This window comes from Vibrio sp. V33_P6A3T137 (assembly GCF_009904835.1).
Taxonomy (GTDB): domain Bacteria; phylum Pseudomonadota; class Gammaproteobacteria; order Enterobacterales; family Vibrionaceae; genus Vibrio; species Vibrio metschnikovii.
The window spans coordinates 20168-28616 of sequence record NZ_WXWK01000171.1; the positions used below are offsets into that span (position 1 = coordinate 20168).

The following is an 8449-nucleotide window of genomic DNA, read 5'->3' on the forward strand; positions in this document are numbered from 1 at the left end:
AATGAGCGAAGTATTATTAGATGTAAACCAATTACGGGTGACCTTCCATGGTCACCCGGCCGTGCATGATATTAGTTATCGTATCCATGCTGGTGAGATTGTCGGAATTGTTGGTGAGTCTGGCTGTGGCAAAAGCCTAGCGTCTTTAACCCTAATGGGGCTGCAACCATCGATTATGCAAGCCTCTGGTTCGGTCACGTTTGCCGGACAAAATATCCTGACCAATACCGCCGAGCAGTGGCAAAAACTACGCGGTGAAGGCATCGCGATGATCTTTCAAGAGCCAATGACCGCCTTAAATCCGGTGGTCACGGTTGGCGATCAAATTGCAGAAATGTTTCTTCTTCATCAAGGAGACAACAAAGCACAAGCGCGACAAAAAGCGATTGAAATGCTGGAACAAGTGCATATCCCCGATCCACTGCGTCGCGCCAAAGCTTATCCACATGAGCTGTCTGGTGGCATGCGCCAGCGGGTGATGATAGCCATGGCGCTGGCGTGTCGGCCTAAACTGATCATTGCCGATGAGCCAACTACCGCCCTCGATGTTACCGTACAAGCGCAGGTTTTAGACCTGCTTGAAGAGCTGAGAGAAACCACCGGCACCGCCATTCAATTTATTAGTCACAATTTAGGTGTCGTCTCACAACTTGCCGATCGCGTCGTCGTGATGTACGCCGGTCGGGTGGTAGAAGAAGGAACCTCTGATCAATTGTTTAGCGATCCACAGCATCCTTACACCCAAGGGTTACTCGCTACCCTACCGCGAATTGGCCACCGCCAAGCTCGTTTACCCGCAATTGCTGGGAGTGTGCCTCCACTTGGGCAACGCAGTCTCGGCTGCCCATTTGTCGATCGTTGTCAGCAAGCGAAACCGCTCTGCCACCAGCAGATGCCAGCCACACTCCCCCTTTCAAACTCGCACAGCGTTGCGTGCCATCAAGTGGAGTTTGCCCATGCTAGTTAAACTCGATAATGTCAGCCAAGCGTATCCAATTGGCGACAGTGATTTTTTTGGGCGCCATCAGCAATATCTTCACGCGGTGGATGATATTTCACTGCAGATTAGCAAAGGCGAAACCTTAGCGATTGTCGGCGAGTCTGGCTGTGGCAAATCCACCTTAGGCCGAATGGTCTCATTGCTGGAAAAACCAAGTAAAGGCGAGGTGTACATCACAGGGCAACCTACCGCTAACTTAAGCAAAAAAGCCATGAAAGCGCTGCGTAAACAACTCGGCTTGGTCTTTCAAGACCCTTATTCGGCGCTTAACCCTCGTATGACCGTCTCACAACTGGTCTCTGAGCCATTAGAAGTCTATGGTATGGGTAATCGTGAGCAGCAACGCGCTAAAGTATTAGAGGCATTATACTCGGTTGGCTTAAGTGAAGATGCACTCAACCGTTATCCTCATGAATTTTCGGGCGGACAACGTCAACGGATCTGTATCGCACGCGCATTAGTCTTGGATCCGGAGCTGATCATTGCTGATGAGCCTTTATCCGCGCTGGATGTCTCGGTACAAAGCCAAGTCCTCAACTTATTTGTTGAGTTAAAAGAAACTCGCCAACTGTCGTTCTTTTTTATTAGTCACGATATGGCGGTCGTCGATCATCTGGCGGATACCATTGTGGTGATGTATTTAGGGCGTATTGTCGAACAAGCGCCGCGCGAAGCTTTCTTTTCTGCCCCTGCTCATCCTTACAGCCAAGCCCTACTTGCTGCCGTACCCGAGGTCGCTCTGGGACGCAGACGTAAAGGCTTAGCGCTACAGGGGGATGTACCGAGTCCAATTAATCCGCCATCTGGGTGCACCTTTCATCCGCGTTGCGCTTTTGCTGATGAGCTATGCCGTCAGAAAAAACCCGCGATGCAAACGCTCGCCCACGCCAAACATCAAGTCGCTTGTCACTATCCGCAATTAGTGACCCATTCTGATGCGGTAAAAAATGATGCTTATATTGCTGTTATGGAGGTTTCATGAAAACCTATTTAGCTCATCGTTTTATTCAAAGCCTATTGGTTTTGCTGTTTGTCTCCTTTGTTTCTTACAGTCTTATTGGCCTGATGCCGGGCGACCCGATTGATTTGATGTTTGAATCCGATCCGACCATGACACCTGCCGATGTGGCAAGGATGAAAGCGTTATACGGATTGGATCAACCGCTCATTACTCGTTACTGGCACTGGCTAACTTCTGCTTTGCAAGGAGATTTCGGTTATTCAAGGCTCTATTCGCAACCAGCGATCGATGTCTTGATCCCAGCGGTAATCAATACCTTAAAATTAGTCGGCTTCGCGACTTTCTTCTCTTTGGCGATTGCTATCCCCGTCGGTATTATTGCCGCGTTAAAACACCGTAGCTGGGCCGATTATTTAATTAGCTTTGCTGCGTTTGTCGGCTTTTCTACCCCTGCATTTTGGCTAGCCTTAATGCTCATTTTACTCTTTTCTGTCACCTTGGGCTGGTTTCCGGCTGGCGGAACGGGACAAGCTGAAGGGGGCGGTTTTTGGTTAACCGCGAAACATATGGTACTACCGACGATCACGTTAACCGTGTTAAACGTTGCGAGTCACTCACGTTACGTGCGTGGCACCATGCTGGAAGTGATGCGCCAAGATTATATTCGTACCGCTAAAGCTAAAGGGGCGGATAATAAACGGGTGGTGATTCATCATGCCCTACGTAATGCGATGATCCCACTCGTCACTATCGTTGCCCTTGATATTGGCTTTATGCTCTCAGGAGCGTTAATTACCGAAACGATTTTTGCTTGGCCGGGGATGGGCAAACTGATTTTTGATGCCATTATGGGGAATGATTACAATCTGGCGTTGCTCGGTTTAATGGTGATTACCTTTACCGCATTGTTGGGTAACTTAGTGGCCGATTTACTATACGCAAAATTGGATCCGCGTATTTCTCTAAGCCGAGGAGCGACATCATGAGTCAAGGAACAACGACGATGAGTTCGAATGTTGTGCTTCCTGAGCAGCCAAAAGCTCAGCCAAGTGTTTCACCTTGGCGTTTAGTCTGGAACCGATTTAAGCGCCATAAAGCCGGTGTAGTCAGTGCCATTTTTGTTGTACTGCTGGTGATCCTGTGTTTCTCTGCCTCTTTAATTGCGCGTTGGATGGGTCATGACCCGTTTGACGTCAATTTCTTTGCTCGCTTAGAACCAGCGAGCAGTACCCATTGGTTAGGGACCGATGAACTGGGCCGTGATGTTTTTTTACGTCTCTTATATGGTGGGCAAATCTCATTAATGGTTGGCGCGGTAGCGGCATTTGCCACAGCGATTATCGGTAGCTTGATTGGTGTTTGTGCCGGATATTTTGGCGGAAAAGTCGATGCGATTTTAATGCGCATTGCCGATTTCACCCTCTCACTGCCTACCTTACCATTGATGATTGTTCTGGCCGCCGTAGACTTACGTAAGTTAGGTCTACCGGATGAATGGGTGCAAGGCGATACCATTAGTCTGTTACGGATCATTGTGATTGTCGCTCTCTTCGGTTGGCCGACTACTGCACGCTTGGTGCGTTCTGGCACCTTATCGGTCCGTGAGCGTGAATATGTCAAAGCCGCTGTCGGTTATGGCGCTTCTTCCGCTCGCATCATCCGTAAACACGTATTGCCGAATGTGCTATCACCGGTGATCATTTCGACCACCATGGCCTTAGGTGGCGTCATCTTGCTTGAGAGTGCTTTATCTTTCCTTGGCTTAGGTATTCAGCCGCCCCTGCCTTCATGGGGTAATATGCTGCAAAATGCCCAAGAAATGATTTGGCAATCCCCAGGGCTGGCGATTTATCCGGGAGTGGCTATCTTATTCACCGTCATGGCGTTTAACTTTTTAGGTGATGCGCTACAAGATGCGTTAGATCCTAAAGCTTAAACGCTCATCCTTTATCAAGATCATCTGCGCCGCCCCTGTATTCGAGGGCGGCTTTTTTTTCAATCACTTTTATCCTTAAGACGGCTTGATGCAAAACCAGTGAGGGTGAGAAAAAACAAACACACTATTTTTCCTTATCTCGCTTGAAGTCCGTATTTTTTGCCTTATCTATATGGGTAAGCAACCTACATTGACTCTTAAACGTATTAACGGGGGTAACGATGAATACCTTGCCCAATATCCATTTACAAGTCTCGGAAACTGCCTCAGGAGCAGCAAGTCCAAATTGGCCAGCCGTGATGGCTTTTCCTCAACGTAGCCAAGATACCCTTTTTTTACCGCCGCCAAAACGGGTAGTCGCTTTGATACCTGGTCTTTGGTTATGGCTAGACGTCATGAAACTTGCCAATCTTTGGAAACCGACAATTCATTAATCGCCCAGATCGACGAACCGCTACCTCTATGAACGATTAACAATCAAGCCTTGTTGATCCAACCCAACGGGTTAAGGAGCGAAGAGATTGATTGAACAACACCGCAATAAAATACGAAACCGCTACAAAGTCATCAGCTCTGTAGCGGTTGGATTGCTATGATTCGCGGGTAAAAGGACTAAGCCGCTTTGACTTTATCGTCCGTTTTCACGCTGGTATTTTGGTTAATTAAGGCTTGATGTAACGCACAAATTGCACTGTTATAATCACCGTCTTCCACCACAAATTGCACATTAACATTGCGCATGGATGAGTGAGCCGCCATCGGGTTGACCCCTGCTTCCATTAAAGACTGCATGCCTTTGCCAAGTGCGAGGTTGGTATTAATCGAGGCTCCAATCGCCGAGATTAACGCGACCATTTTCCCTGAAATCGACGCATTGGGATAACGCTTCTCTGCTTTATACAAGACATGATTCAAGTTATCGCTCGTGCCACTTAAGAAGTAAGTCATTGAATTTGCGTTCATTTCTTTACCAACTAAATGGACTTTCGCTTCAGCAATGATTTCCATCAGTTCATAGCTGGCATTATCAACATTACCCACCATGCTTTGATCAAACATATGTAAGGCAAACACTTTGTTGCGCCCAGCAATGATCTCGACTTTATTGGCTTCCGGTTGATGATGGTTTGAAATCAGCGTACCAGGATGATCCGGCTCAAAGGTATTTTTGACTCGAAGCTCGATACCTTTTTTACGTAATCCAGCCGCGGCGTTAGGATGAATCGCTTCCATACCCAGATTAGCCAGCTGATCGGCGACATCAAAATTCGTCAGTCCCAGCGGGCGAACTTTCTCCGGCCCAACGACTCTAGGGTCTGCGGAGCTAAGGTGATATTCTTTATGAATGATCGCTTGGGAGGCATTGGTTAATACGGCTATCCGGCTAAAGGTCATTTCGCTGTAGCCGCGATCATAACTCTTCATCAAGCCTTGGTCGCAATAAGCGTAACCGGTAACAATCGGTAACTCTCGCGTCACATCAATATCAGCAAAGGCACGTTCAATCACCTCATCCAACTGGCCACGCGTTTGTTCACTCCACCCCGATAAATCGACAAACCGAGCATTAATGCCCAACGTTTTCAATTTCAGCGTGGTGTTATAAGCACTGTGCGCTTCGCCAATAGAAGAGAGGAACTCTCTAATTTGTGGTAAATAATGACGCAATGAAAACTGACCATATTGGCAGGTTTCTAAAATGTTGTTGACGCAATTGACCGCTTCAGAAAGACGAGAGCGAATAAACTTATCGGCGCGAATTCGACTCATGGGATCGGCAAACAGATTTTCGTTGATCATCAACATCCGTTGTTCGAGCTCGTATATCGCGTCTTGCCAGTGTTCATCGCGCTTAGCAATCATTTGATAAATACCCGGTTTTCCGGTGCGTTTACACTCTAAAAGTGCATCGGTCATCCCTGAATAAGCCGACACCACAAACACTCGTCCATACGGGTTCGTCGGCTTTAAAAAAATATTGTCCAGTACAGCATCAAACGCCGACATGGAAGTACCACCGATTTTTTCTACGGTGTAAGACATAAGGTCTCCTTGTATTGAATATCGGTTAGGTGATAAGCAGCGTAATAGACTTTGATTCGTTCAACATCCATTGACGCTGCTTATGGTCAGTGGCTCACTCAACGAGGGGGTAAACGCCATCTTTATCGTGGACTTCCGCTCCCGTTATCGGAGGATTGAATACGCATGCCATCACCATATCGGCCTCTTTATTGGCTCGTAGATAATGCTCATCGTGCTTATCCAAAATATACAGAGTACCTGGTTTAATCGGGTAAGTTTCACCGCCGACGACTTCTATCTCCCCTTCACCCGACATGCAATAGACCGATTCCAGATGATTTTTGTAGTGTATGTGGGTCTCGGTATTTTGATAAATCGTCGTGATGTGAAACGAGAACCCCATGTTATCGTCTTTGAGCAACATGCGAACACTTTCCCACGTTTCGGCGACGACGCGACGTTCACTTTGTTGACATTCTTGTAATGTTCTAACAATCATAATTTTTCCTTAGGATGCTTTTTGAATAAACTGCGGAGCGACGTTTTCCACCGCTTGCTGGAAAATCGTTAAGCCTTGCTCCAGTTCATTTTCACTGATCGTCAAGGGGCAGAAAAACTTCACCACTTCATCTTGTGGCCCTGCGGTTTCAATCACCATGCCTAAGCGGAAACATTCGCGAGCAATCTTATTGGCGATATCACCATCTTGACATTCAATACCTTGCATCAATCCACGCCCTTTTAAACGTGTAAATAGGCTTGGAAAACGGCGGATGGTCTGCTGAATCGTATGGGTGACTTGTTCAGCTCGGGCTTTAATGTGCTGTTGAAAATCATCATTAGCCCAATAGGTTTGTAAGGCTTTCGCCGCCGTCACAAAGGCGTGGTTATTGCCACGGAAGGTGCCGTTATGCTCTCCGGGCTTCCAAACATCTAACTCTGGTTTAAACAAGACGATCGCGAGCGGTAAACCATAACCACCAATCGATTTCGATAACGTCACTATATCTGGCTTAATACCAGCAGGTTCAAAACTAAAGAAGGTTCCTGTACGTCCACAACCGGCTTGAATGTCATCGACAATCATCAGTACACCGTGCGTTCGACAAATTTTACTCAGCTTTTGCAACCAAGGGTAAGAGGCTGCGTTTAACCCCCCTTCACCTTGTACGGTTTCCAATAGCACAGCGGCGGGTTTATCCAAACCAGAGGACGGATCGCCAAGCATGGTCTCAAACAGCGCTAGGCCATCGATATCGGCATAACCGTCGTAAGGGATACGAGTCACCCCGGATAGCCCCATACCAGCACCACCACGATGATGTTGATTCCCTGTAGCGGCTAAAGCGCCATAAGTACAGCCATGAAAGCCATTTGTGAAAGCCACAATATTGGTTCGCCCTGTCACTTTACGCGCCAGTTTCATCGCCGCTTCAACCGCATTCGTCCCCGTTGGTCCGGTGAACTGCACTTTATAATCAAGCTGACGCGGCTCAAAAATGTAGGTTTGTAGCGCATGTAAAAAATCCGCTTTCGCCTCTGAGTGCATATCCAAACCGTGGGTGATGCCGTCTTTATCAATGTACTCAAGCAATGCCTGTTTAAAAATGGCGTTATTATGGCCGTAATTTAACGAGCCTGCGCCCGCTAAGAAATCTAAGTAGGCATCACCATCTTGGGTATACAACCAGCTTCCTTTTGCTGTGGAGAACACAACAGGAAAATTATTGGCATAAGATTGAACGTTTGATTCTTTCTTTTTGAAGATATCCATAACGATGGGATTTATCCTTTTTGGTTGGTGGGAAGAGAGAGCGGGATACGGTACAAGTATTCCGTGTCATGCTCGCCATCAAAGTGGCGAGTCTCATCGAGAAAAGTAGACACTTCACCGCGTTCGCCATGTGCTCGATCCAGCTTTTTAAATAATTTCCAAGAGCCTTGGTTATCACGAGTAATGGTCGTTTCTAACACTCTGATATCGCTCAATTCATCACGAGTCAGCAGCTCATTCAACATATGGAAAGCCAGACCCATACCTCGCGCAGTTGGACTCACTGCGACTTGCCAAATGAATAACTCATTCGGCTTATCCGGCTTGCGATAGGCTGAAATAAAACCGACCAATTCCTGATTACGCTCGGCTATCACACAAGTGTTTTGAAAGTGGGTAGATTGTAAGAAGTTACAGTAAGCGGAGTTTTCATCCAGCGGAGCACACTGTGCTATCAGATCATGGACTCGCTTACCATCCGTTCGGTGTGGAACCCGAAAAGTCCACTCATCCTGAGTGTTTTGCATAATTTCTGGGTATGCAACCCAAGGCGATGCTGTCATCATAGTTTGATACATATTATCCATTAGAACTCTAAACAAGTTTCTTTTATAAACTAACAGTCTCAGCGACTTTTTCAAGCTTGAATTTTACCAAAAAAGCAAAATCAACTATTAAGTCAATGATAAATATACATAAAAAATAATAATAAAAACAAACCCATCACAGCAAAAAGATTAGATGTGTAACAAT

Annotated in this window: 9 protein-coding genes; 5 read left to right on the plus strand and 4 right to left on the minus strand. The window is 46.8% G+C overall.

Annotated features, from left to right (window positions below; genetic code table 11):
* Position 1: 1 nt before the first annotated feature.
* The 5 genes from CAG60_RS15750 (at position 2) to CAG60_RS15770 (ending at position 4331) form a co-directional block, all read left to right on the plus strand.
* The gene (locus CAG60_RS15750) at positions 2–967 is read left to right on the plus strand and encodes an ABC transporter ATP-binding protein (protein ID WP_161425983.1); all 966 of its coding nucleotides are present in this window, start codon (positions 2–4) and stop codon (positions 965–967) included.
* A complete protein-coding gene (locus tag CAG60_RS15755) occupies positions 957–1982 on the plus strand; it encodes an ABC transporter ATP-binding protein (RefSeq protein WP_161439389.1) in 1026 nt (341 codons plus the stop codon). Before CAG60_RS15750 ends, CAG60_RS15755 begins: the two co-directional genes overlap by 11 nt.
* Positions 1979–2947 (plus strand): ABC transporter permease, encoded by a 969-nt coding sequence (locus CAG60_RS15760; RefSeq protein ID WP_072670638.1) that lies wholly within the window; start codon positions 1979–1981, stop codon positions 2945–2947. The genes CAG60_RS15755 and CAG60_RS15760 overlap by 4 nt, the downstream gene beginning before the upstream one ends.
* Positions 2948–2964: 17 nt before the next feature.
* A complete protein-coding gene (locus CAG60_RS15765; protein WP_158137414.1) occupies positions 2965–3897 on the plus strand; it encodes an ABC transporter permease in 933 nt (310 codons plus the stop codon).
* A gap of 221 nt (positions 3898–4118) precedes the next feature.
* Positions 4119–4331 (plus strand): hypothetical protein, encoded by a 213-nt coding sequence (locus tag CAG60_RS15770; RefSeq protein WP_158137042.1) that lies wholly within the window; start codon positions 4119–4121, stop codon positions 4329–4331.
* A 178-nt stretch (positions 4332–4509) separates the two neighbouring features.
* Here the strand turns inward: CAG60_RS15770 and CAG60_RS15775 are convergent, their stop codons facing one another.
* From CAG60_RS15775 to ectA, 4 genes are all read right to left on the minus strand, one after another.
* Positions 4510–5940 (minus strand): aspartate kinase, encoded by a 1431-nt coding sequence (locus CAG60_RS15775; RefSeq protein ID WP_154170949.1) that lies wholly within the window; start codon positions 5938–5940, stop codon positions 4510–4512.
* Between the two features lie 94 nt (positions 5941–6034).
* Complete coding sequence (locus CAG60_RS15780) at positions 6035–6421, minus strand: ectoine synthase (RefSeq protein ID WP_154170948.1); 387 nt, start codon at positions 6419–6421, stop codon at positions 6035–6037.
* 9 nt (positions 6422–6430) lie between these two features.
* Positions 6431–7696: a diaminobutyrate--2-oxoglutarate transaminase gene (ectB, locus tag CAG60_RS15785; RefSeq protein ID WP_161439390.1), complete on the minus strand. Its 1266-nt coding sequence runs from the start codon at positions 7694–7696 to the stop codon at positions 6431–6433.
* Between the two features lie 11 nt (positions 7697–7707).
* A complete protein-coding gene (gene ectA / locus CAG60_RS15790) occupies positions 7708–8262 on the minus strand; it encodes a diaminobutyrate acetyltransferase (RefSeq protein WP_170906168.1) in 555 nt (184 codons plus the stop codon).
* Positions 8263–8449: the final 187 nt, after the last annotated feature.